Below are 18,069 nucleotides of genomic sequence, written 5' to 3'. Positions count from 1 at the left end.
CGTCTCAACAGCAAAGACACCCTCACACCGCTCCTATAGCCACGACTTTGCCGAAGCCCTGACCGACAACTGCCGAAGCCGCTCCGTTCCGACCGCTCCGCGGACCGTAGACGCTTCCCCCTAACCACCACGATCGGAGATCCGTGTGACCGCTCCGCACACCGCCCTCATCGCTCGCGCCATCGTCCGTAACGGCGGCGCGATCCTCACCGTCCGCAGGAAGGGCCAGAAGTGGCCCATCCTGCCCGGCGGGCATGTCGAGCCGGGCGAGCCTGTCGAGTCGGCCCTGGCCCGTGATTTCGTCGAGGAGCTTGCGGCTGAGGTGACCGTCACCGGCTTCGGGATGCAGAGTGCGACTCCTACACATACCCTGAGTGCACTACACGAGTTTGCCAAAACACTTGAGAACGACCCTGGACCGAAGCCGCGAGCTGGTGGAGGATGGGGATCGGACGTCCGGGAGGGGAAACCATGGCACCGCTGGTCATCAGGTACACCCGGGAAGAACTCGAGGCTCGCCGAGCGACCATCCTTGCGGCCGTAGGCATGCCGATCGAGGAGCTGCGGGATCGAGCTCGATACGAGTCACTCTCGGGCGACGAGTGGGAGGCAATCTCAGAACTGAGGGAGATTGGATTCCTGCTCAATGACATCGATCCCGGAGACGACTTCTGACCTGGAGCGCAAATCGCAGGAGTTCGCCGGCGAGATCGGGGAACTCATCAAGAATACGATCGGAGTCAACCGACAGATCGTTGCTGGCGAACTTGGCGATAGGTTCGCGGTACGGCCTGGCGGCCAGAACGCAGCAGTCCGGTCGATCCCGTTGAAGGTTGCAGGTACCCACCTGGCGGACCTGTCGTTCACTCTGTTCCAAACGCTTGACCGTTCAGGTGAGCACCTCAAGACCGTCCGCTCGGACATCGCCGTGCTCTCAACGCTCGACCGCACACCCTTGCTGCGGTTGGAGTACCTGGCAGACATGCGAAAGGACCCCGTCGCTCACTGGCAGGTTCACGCAGAACGGGGAGCCTTCTCACACCTGCTGACCATGGCAAACGCGAACAACTCGCGCCTTGTGCGACGTCCACACGATTTGTCTACCGTGCACCTTCCCGTGGGCGGAGAGCGTTTCCGACCTTGCCTGGAAGATGTCCTCGAGATGCTGATCCGAGACTGCGGAGTCGATCACGTCGCAAGCTGGGAGGACGCGATTCGTGACGGGAGGCAGCGATGGCGTATCCGTCAGCTGCGCGCAGCCGTACGGGATCTTCAGTCGGAAGCGGCGGAGGTGCTGAGAAAGGAGGGCTGGCTGGTGACCGCCCCAGAGCCGGTGCCTACTCCTGACTTGGGATCATTCAGTCGCTGGTAGCAGAGCGCCCACCGCAGAGACCGGCCACTCAGTCCGATGCGTCGTGTGCCCATCGGTAGACCGTACGGTGTGGCGCAGGCAGCCGCCCCGCCCCACTCGGCCCGAGAACAGGTTCGACGCGCCACGATGCTGCCAACCGTTGACGTGCTGGGTCCACGAGGCAACACGCTGCACCTGTTCCACGGGCACCTCGACGGCGCTGACGACGTCGTACGTACGCGCGTCAAGGATGACGAATACACAGGCCTCGAAGTCCCAGCTGCGGAAGAGCGAGAACTGCCCAGGCCTGCGGCCCTCGGCGCGAACCTCGCACTTGACTTGGAGCCGCCGTCCGTCAGCTACGACGTCCCACGATTTCTGGGACTTCATAGGCGCGAGTTCACGCGACGAGTGTCTCGGCCAGATCGCCGGCGGGTGCGTTCGCGGACCGGACGACACCTCGGCGGCGTAGCTCAGCGAGGATCTCCGCGTACGCGGCAAGCAAACGGGACGTGGATTCTCGCTCAATCCGATCGAGCATGAACCGATTGTTCCAGCGACACGTCCGCGACGCCCACCATCACGCGATACCACCAGCCTGACTTCACACCAATGCGTCAGCCGTCAGCCCCCGCCATGCATGCACGGCCAATGCCCCGCACACCCCGCCATTCGTGATCGCGATCAGGTGACAGTCTCGCCTCCCACGAGCCCGCTCTCGCGGAGCGCGACCTCGAGTTTGTACAGCGCGGACTGGATCTTGCCCGGCGGGAAGGTGATCGTGCGCGCCTCGGCCGCCGTCGGCACGAAGTCACATCCCTCCTCGACGAGCAGCACCACCCGATCCAGCCCGTACCGTCCCTGAAACAGGCCGACCTCGTGCACGACATTCTGCCGGGCCAGGCGCCGCCCGTCCGGTGTCAGATCCTCCGCTGTCAGGACGCACACGGCAAAGCCACACCGCTCGAGATTCTGGCTGATGGCGTCGGTCACGGTTCTTCCCGCCCAGCTCTTCGCCTCGAACCACTGCACGGGCACGGAAAGGACCTCATCGAGGTAAGAGCGCACCGCCAGCCACTCAGGACGTCCACCGTGCGCGATGAAGACACCCTGTCGGTCGGACCCGTGGCGCTGGCCGAGAGCACGCAGGAAGTCCCGCGTGACCTCTTCGAACCGCGTTCCCTGGATCCCCACATGCCTCAATTTGTGGCTCGCCAGCCGCATTCCGAGGAGGGAGCCGAGTTCGATCTGGAGGCTGTCCGACGTGAGCATCGTCAAGAGTCCGGCGGCGAAGATGTCACCCGCCCCCGTGGCGTCCTGGATCTCGGCGCCGTCGAGCGGAACCTGCGAGTAGAAGGCCTCTTCGACGCGACGTGTTCCGTGAGGAACTCGTCCGGTGTCCGACGACGGTTGACGGCGAAACATCTGGATCCCGCTCGGGTTCTTGACGATCAGCGTCGTGCGCTCGTTTCCCGACCGGTCCAGGATCGCGCCGGCTGTCTCGAGATCGTCTGTTGAGCCGGTTCCGCCGAATTCCCGGAACTCCCGGTGATTGAACAGCAGGTAGTCACTCCGTGCGGCGATCGCGTCGATGTCGGGCGTGCGATTCGACGTCCAGACGTGGCCCGGATCGAAGCTGATGCGCGTCTCGGGCGATCGCTCACGGAGGGCCCGGACAAGCTTTGTTATCTCGGCTGCCGTGTCGTCGTCGAGGAACGACGTGATGTGGACGACGCGGGCGCGCCCGAGGTATTCGACGAGTGCGTCGAACCGCTCCCGGACATGGAGGGCCATGTGCGTGTTGGCCCCCGCGTGCGTGAGCAGCGTACGTTCGCCGTCCTCGGCGTAGGAGAAGCAGATTCCGCAGAAGCTCTCGTCCACCTGAAGTACGAAACTCCGGTCGACGCCGAGGCTGTCGAGATGCTTGACGGCTGACATCCCGAGAACCGGAACCCGCCCCGACACACCGACGTAGCCGAGCCGCAGTCCGAGACTTGTCTGCGAGATCGCCTGGATCGCATTGAACGACGAGCCACCGAGAACCGTGGATCGCGCCGACGACGACACCGTCTCCTCCAGAACCTCGCTGACCGTCTCACCGTCGACCATGTGTTCGGTGCCGGGCTCGACGTTTCGCCCCCTTCTGGCCATCAGCCGCGCGATTCGCGCCGGGAGAGGTTGTCCGGCAACGCCACGCTCCGCGCTTCCGGCGCCGACGATGTAGTCGAGGTTGATCGCACCCACGCCGACGACATCGAAGTCCGGCCGCCACACTGATTTCAGCGACAGCGCGTCCTGCTTCAGCTCGCTAACCTCAGTCTTGGCCACTACCGATCATCCCCTCTCGGGCCAGCATCCGGCGCAGTTCCGGGAACGTGCTGTCGACCTGTCCGGCCCGGTACTCGATACGAATGATTCCCGCGATGTTGGAGAACGTGTTGACGCCGCTCTCGGCCAGGACGGCGACCTTTCCGAAACCATATCTGCCCTGCAGGAATCCGATGCGATGTACCAGTCGCTGATCGGCCTCACTCGACGTCCCGCCGTTGGGATACGACGCCGGGCTGACGAGACACACCGCGAATCCGCACTCGTGCGCGACGTCGCTGAGCCGCCGATCCGCATCCGCGGCGGAGCCGTACCGGCCCACATCGAGCATCGTGGCCGGCAAGCCACAAGCATCGTGCAGGAACGTACGTACCGCCCGCGCGTCATGACGGCCGTCGTGCATGACGACGACGTCCTGCCCGCCCGACGGAGCCACCGGGCCGTCCGACCAGCGCCGTAGACCGCCGGACAGATCTGGCATGGAGCGTTCGGCACCACCACGTCGGAGCCTCGCCGCCGCTGACGCCATCCCGAGCACCGCACCGGCGTCGGCCTGCAATCTGTCCGATGAAAGCGCGGCCAGGACCGCCGCCGCGAAGATGTCTCCTGCGCCGGTCGCGTCCTCGACGTCGAGCTCGCGCAGGAATGCGGCCGGCGAGTAGGTCCGGGACGAGAGCCCGTCACGCCCCCGGCCGAAGACCTCGACGGCGTCGTATCGCTTCGTCACGACGAGCGTGCAGCCGGGCCTGCAGGAACGCAGGAGCCGGGTCGCGACCTCGCCGTCGGTCTCGCCGTACTCGTATCGTCCAAGAGCACGGAACTCGCGATAGTTGACGACGAGCAGGTCCGCCACGTCCAGCATCCCCGCCAGTGCCTCGGGCGGCTCGGTCGCCCACGTGTGGCCAGGATCGAGACTCACCCTGGTCGCCGGATTGAGATCCTTGGCACGTCGCAGCACCGCGAGGAGCGGTCCGGGCGTCAGGGGATCGAGGAACGACGTGACATGAACGAACCGCGACTGCGCGAGATACTCCGCTATCTGTTCCCGGTGGTCAGTCAGGTGCTCGTGCATCCGTGAGTTCGCACCGGGATGGATCAGCAACCGACGGTCCGTGTCGTCGATGTAGGACAAGCAGGTACCCGCGATAGCGTCGGTGACCCGTGCGACCCACCGGTGGTCGATCGCGTACTCGTTCATCTGTCCGGTGAACGAGATCCCGGGTCGCGGCATGTTCCCTATGACCCCTACATACCCCAGGCGCATTCCGAGGTTGAGCCGGGCCAAGCTGTAGATCGCCAGCCATGCCGATCCGCCGAGCGACGAACTTATCGAGGCGTTGCCGAGCCGCGAGAGCGCCGCCTCGAACGTGGACCAGTCGACAGGGCCTTCCATGCCGGATTCGAATCGCGCGGTGGTCTCAGCCACCCGCTCCGCCGTGTACTCGCTCATCCTCGTGGCGCCGGCGATCATGTCGACGTTGAGAGCGCCGACTCCGACGACGTCGTAGGCGAACCCGGACTTGCGCACGTTGCTCACCCCCGTCGGCAGCCGCTGGGCAAGGACGAGCGGCCACATCGTCGCCGGGCCGCCCGGCAGGCTGCCCAGAGCGATGTCTCCGCAGGTCGCGCAAGGCTTTCAGCCCTTGTGAGCCGTGTCAAGGAAGACAGGATCAGACTTGGGCACACGACCACTACCCCCGCGTATCGGAGGCCGAGGACGAAGCCCGGGACGCCGGGCGGGGGCCGTTCGGCACGGACGCCGCCTGCACGAACGCGGCCGCTGGCTCGACGACCAGGGTCGCCGCCGCGACAAGATCGACTGCACCACCAAGCAGATCATCGGCCGAGACCTCAGCCCCATGGCTACGGAGGTGAGAACGAGCAGCGTTTGGAGCACTGCTTGAGCAGCGGTCGCCTGCTTCGGCGCCGAGGTGTGGAGCCGAGTTCGAGCAGCGGTCGGTCGCGGATCCGGGATTCCGCCGTGGCCGTTGATGGTGGCTCCGTCCCGGTCGGCGTCAAGGCCCTGCAGCCCCTTCGGGGTGGCCTGCGGCCAGCCTGGACTCCGTCCGCGCCGTCGCGGTTGGCAGGGATCGGCGGAATCCCTCGTTGCGCGGGTCCAATGGGGTGCTGCTGGAAGTCATCTCCACCGACTTCGCCGACGAGCAGGTGCTGCTCGAACTCGTCTCCCAACGCTGCTCAAACTCGGCTCCATAGCCAGCCCCAGGTCCGTTCACTCGACTCCAGCCGATCGCCGCCGTCGCTGCCAACGGCAAAGGCCCGCGAGCGAGTGCGCTCGACGTTTCAGCGCGCTCCAGTCAGCTCCCGCAGCCACGCGATCCGGCCTCGGCCTGCCGGTCGTGTGCGGCGAGCTGCGCAATGACGTCGAGGTGCTCGGCGAACCACGGGTCGTAGGTCGACAGGCCGTCCGGCCGCTCATCGGCCAGCAGTTCAGCGTGCGGCCACCACTTCGCGGCGAAGTCGGGGAACTCGTCACCCTCCGGCGCCGCGTGTTCGCCGATCCGGAGTGCGAGCCGAGCGAGGAGGCCGACGTCGTCCAGGTCCCACGGTGCGGTGCGGACCGCGCGCCCGTCCACCGGATCGAGACCATGAAGTCCGCCACGCCCAGCCAGTGGACGCGGATCTGTGAAGGCCGGGAAGCATGACCTGGCACGCCGGGAACATCCGGGTCCTCAGTGGACCTTTTGCTCCTATTCGTCCGGATGCTTGGGTCGAGGGGTGTTGTCCGTAGACATCGCAGCGCACGGCTCAAGACTCGATCTTGCGGCGTCCTCGAACTCCGCGACCGCGCTACGGATAGCACGCCCGTCCACGGCCGAGCCCTCCACCGAATCCTCGGTTGCATCAGTGAGTTCTCGCAATCCGTCCAGGAACCGCTCCGCGCCATCAGCCGCACGTCCCTGGACCCCCTCCGTGCTCTCCGCGGTGCTCGCGATGATTCCGCGGAGTTCCTCGACTGCCAGGTCTGGATTGCGATCAACCAGGGAGAACGCATCGACAACCCGGAGACTCGCGTCACTGACGGTCGTGGACAGCTCGGCACACTCCGCGCCTGCCTCCGCCGATGGATTGCCGGTCGACTCAGGCGCTGCCGCTACCCGTTCAGCAACCTCCTTCTGGGACGTTGACTCGCTGGTATCACCTGATGGCTCTGGACCAGGATGGGAAGAGCACCCCGACAGAGGGCCGATCAGCACGGCAGCCATCAATGCCAGTCCGGCGCGAATTGGGAACCTATGTGCAGTCATGCGGGGTGATGAGGCCTTTCGATTGTCTCTTTTTCGTCCATCCGGCTCATCAACGCCGTGGCAACCACAGCGATTCCGTTCCAGTTGCCCTCAATGCCTGCCTCCACGACGTTCGCGAATTGCTGAAACAGCACCAATTCGTCATGGTAGATGGCCACACCCACTGTGGTCTCGGGTGGGTCCACGATGCTCGTGTCATCGAGAAAATCCAGGAACCGGTCGAGGGCCCCGGGCCGTCCGTCCATGACGTCAAGCGCTTCCTCGTTCGAGATGGCGCTGATCTCGGCAAGCCATGCGCGCAATTCTCGCCGAACCCAGGGAGCAGAAAGGTCATCGTTCTCAGGGGACATTCCAGGACCTCCACGTCAGCCACTCGGTTAGTGGAATATGAGCCTCGTCGGGCATGTCCTTGATCGACTTGTCGCCCGGCAGCGGGCTGCCGTCTCGAAGAATAGTACGGTTCCTGTCGTTGATCACGACATGATCCACACGCTGACTGGGGAATTCGTGGTCCGGGTTCCCCCTGTCGATTCTGATGCTGCTCTTATTTCCTGGAGCACGCCAGACAAAGCCCTCCTTGAGAGGAACACCCTTCTTGAGGGTCTGCCTCAGCTTCTTTGTCATATCTGGTCCTGCCCAACTGCCAGGTACCTTGTGCGCTCCGTAGGGGAACCACCCCGGCCCTTGCATCCCTGTGTCGGGGTTGTTGCCGGAGACCTGGTCGCTGATCTCGCCGAGCTCGTCGAGCTTGCGCTCAAGGAACTCGAGGGGCTCCTCGCAGCCTACCTCCGTGGTGATCTGGGTCGGGCCGCATTGACCATTGGGGCTTGATGAGGCTGCCGCGCTGGCTCCGCCCACTGCGGCGTCTCCGGCTGCGGAGGTGGAGGCCCAGAGGTGGTCAGCAGCCGCGGGACCGCAAGTTCCCGCGATACTGGTGCCTGGCACCGCGCACGACTCACCGGCCGTTCCGATCGCGGCCTGGCAGGCCGCGGATGTCGACCCGCACATCGTGGTGAGCCCGCCCGCGGCGATGCCTACAGGGATCGCCTGGCGATTGATGTACGGGTCCGGGTATGCCCAGGTCGGCTTGTCGATGCCGAACTGCGGGACCTGGGTCAGCGTTTCGTTCAGCGACGCCATGCTCGCGTCGAAGTCGGTCATACTGGCGCTGAAGCCGACCATGCTGGTGCCGAACCCAGTCATGTGCGAGTGGAATCCGGCCATGCCCGCATTGAAATCGGCCATACTTGCACTCAGGCCTGTAATGCTCGCGCTGACACCCGTCATGCTCGCCTGGAAGCTGGTGAGGTCGGTGTCGAACGAGTACGAGCGAGGCCGGTAGGTCGACGAGGCGCCGGCCGATGTAGCGCCCACACTCGCGCCTCCTCCCCAGGTCCACGCACCCGCCTGCGAGACAGTGCTGGTGCTGAGTGACGGGGAGTAACTCGTGCCGGGGTACGAGTAGGAGTACTGGCTCAGGTCGGGGATCGTTCCGAACCCATAGCCGGATCCGTAGTACGTAGGCTGTGACAAGGCGACGCTCGCGCCGGCAGCGGCACCGATTGCCAGCCCCCCGAAGAGCGCCTCCCCCACTGTCACACACGCGCCCAGGACGACGATCCCAGGGCCGACGCAGTGTCCCGATGGGTCGGAGTGCCGCACAGGGTTACCCATGCCGTAGGCGTACCTGTTCAACTGATCCACAGGCAGGGCGACATCGTCGCGCGTCAGGAATCCGCCGGTCTCCGGGTCGTACCAGCGGGCGTCCATGTTTACGAGTCCACTTTGGGTGAAGTCGTTCTGGAACCCGAGCTGGTCGGCTCCGACACTGGAGGCCTGTCCTAGAGGGTCAAAGGACACGGTCCGTTCAGCCGCCCCATCGACGACCGCGATCACGTCTCCGTGCGGGTCTGTGATTCCTCTGCCGCCCTGGATCTCGACGATGCGCCCATGAGGATCACGAACCACCGGAGAGGATCCGATATCGGAGGCGTCACGACCCAAGCCCGCATAAGCCAGCGTCTTGTCCCCGGCCGACGAGAGCCGTCCGAGCCCGTCGTACTCATAGCTGTCGCTGCCCGACCTTGCCAGTTGCCCGAAGGGGTCGTAGTCGTAGGTCGTGTTGTCGGCAGCAACCCGGTTGCCGTCCGTTGAGTAGGAGTAGGTGACATCGCCGACCGAACGGAGCTGGTTGCGTGCGTCATACCTACGCTGGTCACCATCACGTGAGATCAGGTTCCCGGCCGGGTCCCACTCCAGAGTGTGAGTGCCGGACTCGTCCGCCCAACCTGTGAGCCTGTGCCGGGCGTCGTAGGTGTAGTCCGTCGTCCTGGAGGCAGGCTGGTTCGACGACCGTGACAGGCGGTTTCCTTCGGCGTCATATCTATAGGTCTCGTCCACCAAGGTCTCGGTGCCAGAGACCACCTTCTGGCCTGCCAAATTCCCGAGGAGGTCCCAGGACAACGTCTCCTGGCTAGATGGTGCGGATACCGACGCAAGGCGGGCGCCGTCATAGGCATAGCTGTAGAGCGAGCCGTCCGGCGTCGTCACCGAGCCAACGCGACCGCCGGGTTCCCAGGTGAAGGATGCCGTGCCGGTCGTGTCGGTCCGCTCCGTGACGTTTCCGTCCAGATCGTAGGCGACGGTCGAGTTCCCGGCCGGCCCATGCGACCCGGTGAGCTGACCGAGTTCGTCGTAGGTCAGGGTCTGCTTCCCGTCCGGGTGGGAGAACGAGGTCAGCCGGCCTGCCACGTCGTACCCGAAACTACGGGTGCTCGTGGCGGCATCGACGGTCGCGGTCACCGTCGCCGGCAGGCCGTCCACGAAGTATTCCGTCGACGTCGTACGGCCGCCCGGAGCGATCGCCTCGACCACACGCCCGGCGACATCGTGCTGCCAGGTGAAGGTTCTGTCAGCCGGCAGGGACGCGCCGGGTACCGACGGTTCGACCAGTGAAGCAAGCAGGCCGGTAGCGGTGTAGGACGCCTCAGTGATGTTGCCGTTCGGGTCCGTGTACGTGGTCACGTTACCGTCGGCGTCGTAGCCGAGGCTCGCGGTAGCGCCGTCCTCATAGACGATCGAGGTCGTGTTCCCCCGCTGGTCATAGCCGAACCCACGCACGCCACCCAACGGGTCAACCTGCTCGACCTGGAGCCCCGCCGCGTCATAGCCCCAGTTCCAGCTCCGCAGCGGATCACCGGACTCGGAATCGAGGATCGACTTCCGGACCGCATTGCCGTACGCGTCGTAGTTGGTCCACATCGTGCTGCCGTCGGTGCTTGTCTGCTCGACCACACGCCCAGCAGCATCCCTATCGAAGCCACGAATGACACCGGCTGCATCGGTGGCCGAAGTGACCTCTCCCAGCGTGTTGTACTCGGCCTCGAACGTCGCGCCCTCGGGCGACGTCACGCCTGTCTGGTTCCCGTAGACGTCGTATGCATAGCGCCAGGTCGCCTGCTGTTCGCCCACCTGCGTCGCCTGCTCGAGGAGATTTCCACGCCGGTCGTATCCAGCGGTAGTCACCACGCCCAGCGGATCGGTATAGGCGACCGTGTTGCCGAAATCGTCGTAGGCGAACATCTCGGTGTGGTCATCGGCATCGTCTCGTTCGCGTGTGACCTCGACGAGCTGTCCCAGGCTGTCGTAGCCGTAGCGGGTCGTCGCACCGGCCCTGTCCGTCGTCTTTTCAACCCGCCCCGCGGCGTTGTACTGCCACGAGTCGCGAGCAGCCTCCTGGCCTGCCTCGTGGAGAACGCTCTGGCTCGTCCGCCGACCGTAACCGTCGAACGTCGCCTCGGCAGTGGCTCCAGACGGCGTCGACCAGTTCAGCAGATTGCCGAAGGCGTCGTACCCGTACTTCGTGGTGTACGCGCCCTCCAGGGAGTAGGACGACTCTTCCACCATGCGATTCGCGGTGTCCCAGGTGTACCGCGTCTCGATCGGGTCGGCGTCGGTGGAACGGGGATCAACGACGGCAACCACCCGGCCCAAGACGTCGCGCCGAAGTGCGGTTGTTCGGGCACCCGCATCGTCCGCGGCCGAGCCCACCGTCGTTGTCATGAGGTTGCCGGCGGCATCGTAAGCATACGTGGAGGTACGCAGCGGCGTCGTCGCAGTGACCGTCTCGGACGTGACCAGGCCGCGCGGGTCCAGGGCGCGCATGATCTGTCGCGCTGGGCTGTCGGCTTCCCCGGTGGCAACCGTCAACTTCACGGGGCGACGCAAGTGGTCATAGGTGACACCGCTCACCACACCGTTGTCGAACAACGCGGACAGGTCCCCCGCGCGCGTGAAGTTCGCCGCGAACTCCCGCACATCTTCGGTACCCGACCCGCTCGCAGCAGGCATGTCCAGTGCCGTCACCTGCGCGAGCATGTCGTCGATGTAGTAGTCGTAGCGTCGGCTGACGCCCTTCCTGTCGGTGACGACCTCCGGTCGCCCTGCCTCGTCGTACTGGATCTCCTCAAGAACGACGTCATGAGGCTCCTGCTCGTGGGCGCTCATGTGGCCGACGGCAACCCGCCGCGCCACATCCCCTTGCGGCGTGTACTCCAGCCGTGTCGTCGCTCCCGCTGCATCAGTAGTCGTCACGAGTCGACCCAGTGAGTCATAGGAGTTCTGAGCCTGGACGACACCGTCTGGCCCCTTCGTGGTCAACAGGCGGCCCTGGGCGTCGTGGGTGTAGTCCACCACGTAGGAAGTGTCAGTACTGAGATCCCTTCTTGCCGATGAGATGAGGTAGCCATCGATGTCGTAGGAGTACGACTGGCGCGCCTGGTGCGCCTCACCCGTGATCGGGTCCGTCGTGCTCCCGGCAGTAACGGCGACGATCTTCCCGGCGCCGTTGTATGTGATCGACTGTGTCTGCGTCGTCACTCCGTCGCCAGAGGTCTCAGTCGATTTCAAGCGTCCAGCCCAGTCGTACGAGTACGCGTTCTTGGCGCCCAGCGGGTCGGTCACCGTAGCGAGCTGTCCCTTGCTCGTGTAGCCGAAGTTCGTCACCTTCCCGGCAGGATCGCTGACCGACGCACGCAAACCCGCCGGCGCGGTCCCGCCGCCGACCGCTGGTTCCGTGCCCTCTGTGTACGTGTATCGCTCGGTCGTGCGCGTCCCGGCAGTCGTGCCGCGGATGATCTTTGCCACACGGCCTGCACTGTCGTACCCGAACTCGATATCCGCGTACTCACGCAGGTCATCGAGCGTCGGATCCTTGAAGAGAAAAACCAGCGTACTCATCGGCGACGTCTTGAGTTCGAGTTCGCCCTTGGCGGCACCCGAGCCGACGTACGCGTATCGGGTAACGCTCGACTCGCCGTGCTCCAGGTACTGGTACCGCGCGGTCAAGTTGCCAGCCTCGTCATACTCCATTTCTAGGTAGGAGCCCTGAGGCGACGCGTACCCCGTCGTCCGGCCGGCACCGTCATAACGCCATTGCTCAACCCCACCACGGCTGTTGTACAGGTATCGGGTGCGCCCTTGAGCGTCCAACTCGTACCTGTCAACGGCGTCCGCGCCGTTGGTGACGGTGACCTGGCTCCCACCGCCCGACAAGGCAGAAGCCGCGAATGAGTACGATCCGTCTGGAGTCTCGACCTTGGTGGCCTTGGCACCGGAATAGGTCACCCGCGTCGTCGTCGCTCCGCCTGCCGATGCGACCGATACCAGTTTTCCACCGGAATAGTCGTATGCGATGCAAGCATCTTCTGGAGCGGGACGGCACACCTTGGTGAGCAGGTCGCCGTCATACGTGTAGGTCCACACCACTGGAGTGTTCCTGGGCGCTCCGTTGGGTCGCACCGAAGCAACTCTTTCGCCCACCCAAGACACGCCAATCGAGCGCCCAGATGTGACATCCTTGATCATCGAGATCTTTGCTGCGCTATTCCAGTTGAACTGCGTGGCGAATCCGTCCGCATTTGTCACCGACGACACACCCATGGAATTGAACTTGTAAAGTGCGCCATTTGGATCCGTGAATTTCCCGACACACGGACTCGCGCATGACTCCAACTTCATACCCTGCGAACCTGGCGCAGGCGCGAAACTGCCGTTGGCGTTCTTCCCGAAGGCCACCTCGTGTCCGTCAGCGAGTCTCACGATCTTTCCGGTTGACGTCTCAATCAACGCCATGTCAAAGATCGACGACCATCCGGCACCGAACGCTCCCACTCGCTCACTGGCCGATGAATGACTCCGAGCAAGCGCAAGCGGAGCGCCTGCACCTACCAGCGACGCATCGGTCGTGGCATGCTCGAAGTGCTGGTCGGAAAGATCGACCCCAGCGATCCGCGTCGCTTGGGCACCTAGCCCAAAACTTTTTCCCGCGGCAGCGGGGACAATCGTAGCGAAGGTACGACTCGGATTGCCTATGGTTCCCACGTAGGGGTTGTCCCGGGCTGCGGAAGTCCATTTGTATACGCCATTCCAACCCAGCGCACCGGACGGGACCTTCCAACTCTTGGACGCTATCCAGCCAGAATCCGCGACGACCACGGTGTCCCTGCAGTGCGCATCCAAACACCGCTTGACCTCGAAGGAGTACTCATAATCCTGAGAAACCGCATGCGCGAGCGACATCGACAGAGTCGGCCGGAGGGAACCAAGAATCTTCTGCGGGGACGGCGAACTGAGCCGCACCTCGAAGTCGCCACTCTCTGGCGACGCAAGAGTCGAGCCCGTGGAGAACCAGAACTCCTCATTGAATATAGTCCCCATGTACGGATTGTTCCGGGCCGCTGCCGTCCACTTGTACGTCTTGTTCGTCCCCAACTTGCCTGCCGGCACCTTCCAGGACCCTGGCACCCAGTCTGATCTTGCGACTGCCGTGTCCTCCGAACAGGTGCTCGCCCTCACCGGACAGACCGTGTACTGCCACTCGATCCCATCCGACGACGGACGAAGACCTGTGGTACGGCCGATCAGCGTCGGCCTCGTTCCCGTGCCCTTCGCATTGTTCGCCGGTGATTTCGCGAAAGACCGAGCGACTGGCGCCACACCGTTGTCGATGTAACTGACGTTCGGGAAGGACGGAATCTCTACCGCCTCGAAGTCGACGGGCGGATTGCTGTACCCATCACTAAGGCCTCTCACCACGGGCGGTGCAATTTCCGGCGACGCCACCGGAGCCTCCGCAGCAAGCACGGAACCCTCGGTCGCCGCCGCAGCTCCTGTCGACCCAGAGACGTCGACGAAACCTGCAGCCAAGACCGCGGTAGCAGCGAATACAGCGAGCGGACGGCGAAACCTCACCAGGATCTCCAGCATGTTCGTCAGACAGTCGATCAGGCACTTCGAAGACCCGTCAACGGAGGGACTCCGGAGCGCATAGTACTGAAAGCTAGCATATGTCCGACCTAGACCTTGCTGGGGAACGTCGTCGGACGCCTCACCCCAAAGAGTGAGATCACGCGGCACCCCGGAGCGCCACGTCGGTCCCGGCTGGGAAGGCCAGTTCGCCGCCAACCACCTCGGACACTTCGCCCTCGCCTGCGAGCTCTACCCGCTCCTGGCCGCGGCGGACGGTGCGCGCGTCGTCGTCAACAGCTCGGCCGGACACGTCCTGACCGACATCCGCTGGGACGACCCGCACTTCCGCACCGGCTACGACAAGTGGCTGGCCTACGGCCAGTCCAAGACCGCCAACAGCCTGTTCGCCGTACACCTCGATGCCCTCGGGGACGACGACGGCGTCCGGGCGTTCGCTCTCCACCCGGGCAAGATCATCACCGGTCTCCAGCGAGAGATGCCGCTCCAGGAGCAGATCGACCGCGGATGGGTGGACGAGCACGGCAACGTGATCGGGGCCGGCTTCAAGACACCCTCCCAGGGCGCCGCCACCGGCCTCTGGGCAGCCACGTCTCCCCTCCTCGACAGCCGCGGCGGCCTCTACCTCGAAGACTGCGACGTCGCACGCATCTCCGCCCCCGACCGCCCCATGGACGACGGCGGCGTCCGCGAGTACGCCATCGACTCCGGCGCGGCCGCCCGGCTCTGGGACCTCTCGCTAGCGGCGACGGGCGGCGCTCCGATCCCCCGATGACGGGACGTTCGGTGTCGCGTTGCCTCAGCGCGCCCCGATCAGCTCCCGTAGCCACGCGATCCCGGACTCCGCCTGCACTCGCTGGAACCGTCGCAGGTGCGGGATGCCGCGCGGCGGGGGTTGCAGCGAGGAGTGCACGAAGTAGGCGGCGATGATGGCGACCCAGGTGAGCACGGCCTCGGGGTCGGTGCCCGGCGGGAGCGGAGTGCGGTCCAGCACCGCCGACGGCGCGGGCCCGCCCAGCGCGTGCACGGCGGGCAGCATCGCGACCAGGTCGCGGAACGCCGCGCCTCGGGCGGCCCACGGCCAGTCCACGACCACGCCGCGGCCGCGATCCTCCGGCCCGGCGATCAGCACGTTGTCGGCGCGGAAGTCGCCGTGCACCAGCGAGTTGCCCGCGAGCGCCTCGGCCTGCCGGTCGTGTGCGGTGATCTGGGCGATCAGGTCGAGGTTTGCGGCGAGCCAGGGGTCGTAGGTCGACAGGCCGTCGGGTCGCTCGTCGGCGAGCAGTTCGGGGTGCGGCCACGGCGTCGCGGCGAAGTCGGGGAACTCGTCGCCGTCGGGGGCCGGGTGCTCGCCGATCCGTAGGGCGAGGCGTGCCAGCAGGTCGACGTCGTCCATGTCCCACGGATCGGTGCGTACGGCGCGTCCGTCCACCGGTTCGAAGGCGAGGACGGCCCAGCCGGTGTCTTCCTGGGGCGGGGCCGGGCTGTCGTCGGACACGTCGAGCGACCACAGCAGCGTGGGCGCGGGCACCGTGTCCGGCAGCCGCGCCGCGATGGCGGCCTCACTCCGGTGCAGTCGCCGTGCCTCGGCCTGGTCGGGAGAGGCGGTCTTGACGAATGCCGATCCGCGAGTGGTGGTCAGCACGCTGGCCAGGCCTGGGGAGTACCCGCCGTCGTGCGAGACCCACGACGTCACCTTCGCGCCCAGCCGCTCCTCGATGGCCGCCCGGATCGTGGCGGGCAGGTCGGGCCAGGTGGGACGTACGCGGGTCATGGCAGAACACCCTGCCGGAGCGGACAGGCCGGCACCACCGAAATACGCGGGGACGGTACATCCCCCGCAGGCGTTCTCACCCCAAGGAGTGAGATCACGCCGCACCTCCGGAGCATCGGGCCCGCCCCGGGGAAGGACGTGGTTCAATCGTGCTCAGCCCCCCGCCACTCTCCCGCACGGCCTGACGGTCCGCCCCGGCATCAAGGTGGTCATGGAAGGACATCCGATTCCCGCCGATCGAGGCACGACGCAGGCGTTCTGGCTGAACCTGATCGTCCATGGCGTCTTCGCGCCGCTCTCGGCCCTGGTGGTGGCTCTCCTTGTCGTCAGCGGGGCGCGAGCGTGGCAGGTCGTGGCGACGGTTCTGGCGGCGGTGGCGCTGCATGCCTCGATCGAGGTCGCGCGGCGTCGTCCCGTCGCGGGGTTCGCGGTCGCGTCGGCGGCGATGCTGGGGCTGGTGCTGACGCCCATGCCCGGGTGGGAGCCCAGTGCGCTCCCGTCGGCGGTGTGCTTCCTGGTCGCGCTGTGGCGTCTGACGGCCGTCGCGGGGCTTCGGCTGCGTCTCGTCGCGCTCCTCGTGAGCGTCGTGGGGATCGTCGTCTCGGGCCTGCTCTCATCGGCACGGATCGAGGGCTTCGTCCCCGCGTGGATGTTCTGGGTCCAGGGCGCGATCGCGCTGAGCATCGTCGTCGGCGTGTGGGCCGGGGCGATCGCCGTGACCCGTAGGAGGGAGCGTGCCGCCCGTGCGGAGCAGCGGCGACTGGATGTGGCTCTCGCTGCGGAACGTGCGCGCATCCGCCGTGACCTGCACGACGTCATCGCTCATTCGATCACGGTGCTGGTCGCGCGGGTCGACGCGGCGTCGGTCACCACGAGCGACGCCGGCACGAGCCGGGAGCTGGAGGACGTGGCCGAGGCGGGCCGCGACGCCCTCGGGGCGTTGCGGGCCATGCTGACGGTGCTGGACGCGGAGCGTCCGACCCTGAGCGAGCACCCGCTGACCGTGGCCGCTCTGCCGGAGCTCGTGGAAGCGGCGTCGACATCACTGCACCGCGTGACCTTCGCGGAGACCGGGGAACGCAGGCCGCTGGGGATCGGAGCCGAACTGGCCCTCGTGCGCGTCGCGCAGGAGGGCATCACCAACGCGCTCCGCCATGTGCGGCCCCCGGTCGCCGTGGCCGTCCGCCTCGAATGGCGGGGTCCGGACGTCCTCCTCGAGGTCCGGGACGACGGCGGTGCCGGCGTCCTGCGCGGCGGCTCCGCGGGAACGGGGCTGGCGGGTGCGCGGGCGAGGGTCGAGGCCGCGGACGGGACGTTCACCGTGACGGGGGACGACGGCGCCACGACGCACGACGGCGGCTGGACCCTGACCGCACGGCTACCGACCAAGGAGTCCCCGTGACACCCGTACGAGTACTCCTGGCGGATGACCAGGACCTGTTGCGCGGCGCGCTCCGCACGGTCCTGGGGGCGGACCCGCAGATCGACGTCGTCGCGGACGTGGGCGACGGCCGGGCCGCGATCGAGGCCGTGCGCTCCCACCGCATCGACGTCGTACTCATGGACATCCGGATGCCCCGGCTCGACGGCGTCAGCGCGACCGAGGAGATCACCCGCCTGTCCCCGTCGACGCGGGTACTGATCCTGACGACCTTCGACGCCGACGAACTCGTCGTCGCCGCCATCCGGGCCGGCGCGAGCGGTTACCTGACCAAGGACACGCGCCCGGCCGCGCTCTGCCGGGCGGTGCACGACGTCGCTGCCGGGACGTCCGCCCTGGCACCGGGTGTGGCGGCGAAGATCGTCGGCATGCTCCGCGACTCACCGGCGGCCGACGCCCATGCGCTGGACGCCCTCACCCCGCGTGAGGCCGAGGTCTTCGACCTGATCGTCGCAGGCATGTCCAACGCGGAGATCGGGGCGAAGCTCTACCTGACCCAGAACACGGTCAAGACCCATGTCCGGGCGCTCCTGATGAAGCTCGGGCTGCGGGACCGCGTCCACGTGGTGATCTACGCCTACGAGCACGGGCTCGTCCGCACGGAATGATCTCGCGCTCTCAGCGGTGGGGGACGGACCATCGG

General features: G+C 66.0%; 13 protein-coding genes. 6 read left to right on the top strand and 7 right to left on the bottom strand.

What is annotated here, in order from left to right; genetic code table 11:
- Positions 1–145: 145 nt before the first annotated feature.
- Genes ACYVK5_RS17415 through ACYVK5_RS17405 form a run of 3 tightly spaced genes read left to right on the top strand, consistent with a single transcriptional unit; the run spans position 146 to position 1,372 of the window.
- Complete coding sequence (locus tag ACYVK5_RS17415; RefSeq protein ID WP_460707213.1) at positions 146–544, top strand: NUDIX domain-containing protein; 399 nt, start codon at positions 146–148, stop codon at positions 542–544.
- Complete coding sequence (locus tag ACYVK5_RS17410) at positions 472–675, top strand: hypothetical protein (protein ID WP_460707223.1); 204 nt, start codon at positions 472–474, stop codon at positions 673–675. The genes ACYVK5_RS17415 and ACYVK5_RS17410 overlap by 73 nt, the downstream gene beginning before the upstream one ends.
- Complete coding sequence (locus tag ACYVK5_RS17405; RefSeq protein ID WP_460707212.1) at positions 647–1,372, top strand: hypothetical protein; 726 nt, start codon at positions 647–649, stop codon at positions 1,370–1,372. The genes ACYVK5_RS17410 and ACYVK5_RS17405 overlap by 29 nt, the downstream gene beginning before the upstream one ends.
- Before the next feature lie 379 nt (positions 1,373–1,751).
- Here ACYVK5_RS17405 and ACYVK5_RS17400 read toward each other — a convergent pair whose 3' ends face one another.
- The 6 genes from ACYVK5_RS17400 to ACYVK5_RS17375 all read right to left on the bottom strand — a co-directional run bounded on the left by ACYVK5_RS17400 (position 1,752) and on the right by ACYVK5_RS17375 (position 14,211).
- Complete coding sequence (locus tag ACYVK5_RS17400) at positions 1,752–1,892, bottom strand: hypothetical protein (protein ID WP_460707211.1); 141 nt, start codon at positions 1,890–1,892, stop codon at positions 1,752–1,754.
- A 143-nt stretch (positions 1,893–2,035) separates the two neighbouring features.
- The gene (locus ACYVK5_RS17395; RefSeq protein ID WP_460707210.1) at positions 2,036–3,679 is read right to left on the bottom strand and encodes a PfkB family carbohydrate kinase; all 1,644 of its coding nucleotides are present in this window, start codon (positions 3,677–3,679) and stop codon (positions 2,036–2,038) included.
- Positions 3,666–5,207 (bottom strand): PfkB family carbohydrate kinase, encoded by a 1,542-nt coding sequence (locus ACYVK5_RS17390; protein WP_460707209.1) that lies wholly within the window; start codon positions 5,205–5,207, stop codon positions 3,666–3,668. Before ACYVK5_RS17390 ends, ACYVK5_RS17395 begins: the two co-directional genes overlap by 14 nt.
- A 787-nt stretch (positions 5,208–5,994) precedes the next feature.
- The gene (locus tag ACYVK5_RS17385) at positions 5,995–6,273 is read right to left on the bottom strand and encodes a hypothetical protein (protein WP_460707208.1); all 279 of its coding nucleotides are present in this window, start codon (positions 6,271–6,273) and stop codon (positions 5,995–5,997) included.
- A gap of 668 nt (positions 6,274–6,941) precedes the next feature.
- Positions 6,942–7,295 (bottom strand): hypothetical protein, encoded by a 354-nt coding sequence (locus ACYVK5_RS17380; RefSeq protein ID WP_460707207.1) that lies wholly within the window; start codon positions 7,293–7,295, stop codon positions 6,942–6,944.
- Positions 7,285–14,211, bottom strand: coding sequence for an RHS repeat-associated core domain-containing protein (locus ACYVK5_RS17375; protein WP_460707206.1), 6,927 nt, complete (start codon positions 14,209–14,211; stop codon positions 7,285–7,287). Before ACYVK5_RS17375 ends, ACYVK5_RS17380 begins: the two co-directional genes overlap by 11 nt.
- 133 nt (positions 14,212–14,344) lie before the next feature.
- Here ACYVK5_RS17375 and ACYVK5_RS17370 point away from each other — a divergent pair, with 133 nt between their 5' ends.
- On the top strand, positions 14,345–14,986 hold the full coding sequence (locus tag ACYVK5_RS17370; protein ID WP_460707205.1) for an SDR family NAD(P)-dependent oxidoreductase: 642 nt from the start codon (positions 14,345–14,347) through the stop codon (positions 14,984–14,986).
- A gap of 24 nt (positions 14,987–15,010) precedes the next feature.
- Here ACYVK5_RS17370 and ACYVK5_RS17365 read toward each other — a convergent pair whose 3' ends face one another.
- Positions 15,011–15,985, bottom strand: a complete 975-nt coding sequence (locus tag ACYVK5_RS17365; protein ID WP_460707204.1) for a phosphotransferase family protein — start codon at positions 15,983–15,985, stop codon at positions 15,011–15,013.
- A gap of 211 nt (positions 15,986–16,196) precedes the next feature.
- Here ACYVK5_RS17365 and ACYVK5_RS17360 point away from each other — a divergent pair, with 211 nt between their 5' ends.
- Together ACYVK5_RS17360 and ACYVK5_RS17355 are read left to right on the top strand one after the other, a co-directional pair.
- Positions 16,197–17,387, top strand: coding sequence for a sensor histidine kinase (locus ACYVK5_RS17360; protein WP_460707203.1), 1,191 nt, complete (start codon positions 16,197–16,199; stop codon positions 17,385–17,387).
- Positions 17,384–18,034 carry a response regulator gene (locus tag ACYVK5_RS17355; RefSeq protein ID WP_460707202.1) on the top strand — a complete coding sequence of 217 codons (651 nt, stop codon included), beginning with the start codon at positions 17,384–17,386 and terminating at the stop codon, positions 18,032–18,034. The genes ACYVK5_RS17360 and ACYVK5_RS17355 overlap by 4 nt, the downstream gene beginning before the upstream one ends.
- Positions 18,035–18,069: the final 35 nt, after the last annotated feature.

Source organism: Myceligenerans halotolerans (assembly GCF_054782975.1).
The sequence above is the reverse complement of the archived record's forward strand: the minus strand, read 5'-3'. Positions and strand labels throughout refer to the sequence as shown.

Excerpts from the sequence above, each read along its gene's own strand:
- ACYVK5_RS17375 (WP_460707206.1), bottom strand. The coding sequence starts at position 14,211 with ATGCTGGAGATCCTGGTGAGGTTTCGCCGTCCGCTCGCTGTATTCGCT.
- ACYVK5_RS17360 (WP_460707203.1), top strand. The coding sequence starts at position 16,197 with ATGGAAGGACATCCGATTCCCGCCGATCGAGGCACGACGCAGGCGTTC.
- ACYVK5_RS17380 (WP_460707207.1), bottom strand. The coding sequence starts at position 7,295 with ATGTCCCCTGAGAACGATGACCTTTCTGCTCCCTGGGTTCGGCGAGAA.
- ACYVK5_RS17365 (WP_460707204.1), bottom strand. The coding sequence starts at position 15,985 with ATGACCCGCGTACGTCCCACCTGGCCCGACCTGCCCGCCACGATCCGG.
- ACYVK5_RS17400 (WP_460707211.1), bottom strand. The coding sequence starts at position 1,892 with ATGCTCGATCGGATTGAGCGAGAATCCACGTCCCGTTTGCTTGCCGCG.
- ACYVK5_RS17405 (WP_460707212.1), top strand. The coding sequence starts at position 647 with ATGACATCGATCCCGGAGACGACTTCTGACCTGGAGCGCAAATCGCAG.
- ACYVK5_RS17410 (WP_460707223.1), top strand. The coding sequence starts at position 472 with ATGGCACCGCTGGTCATCAGGTACACCCGGGAAGAACTCGAGGCTCGC.